Source organism: Pectobacterium zantedeschiae (genome assembly GCF_004137795.1).
GTDB classification, from domain to species: Bacteria; Pseudomonadota; Gammaproteobacteria; order Enterobacterales; family Enterobacteriaceae; genus Pectobacterium; species Pectobacterium zantedeschiae.
The window spans coordinates 1-924 of sequence record NZ_NWTM01000011.1 but is presented as its reverse complement, the minus strand read 5'-3'; the positions used below and the strand labels follow the sequence as shown (position 1 = coordinate 924).

Here is a 924-nt window from a genome sequence, read left to right as displayed (position 1 = left end):
GCGTCAGTCTTTGTCCAGGGGGCCGCCTTCGCCACCGGTATTCCTCCAGATCTCTACGCATTTCACCGCTACACCTGGAATTCTACCCCCCTCTACAAGACTCTAGCCTGTCAGTTTTGAATGCAGTTCCCAGGTTAAGCCCGGGGATTTCACATCCAACTTAACAGACCGCCTGCGTGCGCTTTACGCCCAGTCATTCCGATTAACGCTTGCACCCTCCGTATTACCGCGGCTGCTGGCACGGAGTTAGCCGGTGCTTCTTCTGCGGGTAACGTCAATCAATAAGGTTATTAACCTTACTGCCTTCCTCCCCGCTGAAAGTGCTTTACAACCCGAAGGCCTTCTTCACACACGCGGCATGGCTGCATCAGGCTTGCGCCCATTGTGCAATATTCCCCACTGCTGCCTCCCGTAGGAGTCTGGACCGTGTCTCAGTTCCAGTGTGGCTGGTCATCCTCTCAGACCAGCTAGGGATCGTCGCCTAGGTGGGCCATTACCCCGCCTACTAGCTAATCCCATCTGGGCACATCCGATGGCAAGAGGCCCGAAGGTCCCCCTCTTTGGTCCGAAGACGTTATGCGGTATTAGCTACCGTTTCCAGTAGTTATCCCCCTCCATCAGGCAGTTTCCCAGACATTACTCACCCGTCCGCCACTCGTCACCCGAAGAGCAAGCTCTTCTGTGCTACCGTTCGACTTGCATGTGTTAGGCCTGCCGCCAGCGTTCAATCTGAGCCATGATCAAACTCTTCAATTTAAGATTTGTTTGATTTGCTGAACTCGTCAGCGATGCTCAAAGAATTAGTAACTGTTTATTCGTAATGAATTTACTGTTGTTCACTCTTCAAGACTTTTTATATCGTTAAGATACGGTCTTGTGAGTGCCCACACAGATTGTCTGATTATATTGTTAAAGAGCAGTGCC

Annotated in this window: 1 rRNA gene (only partly in view); it reads right to left on the bottom strand. The window is 51.5% G+C overall.

Annotated elements, in window-relative coordinates:
* A 16S ribosomal RNA gene (locus CLR69_RS22700) occupies nt 1-756 on the bottom strand (it extends 835 nt beyond the left edge of the window).
* Between the last annotated feature and the right edge of the window lie 168 nt (nt 757-924).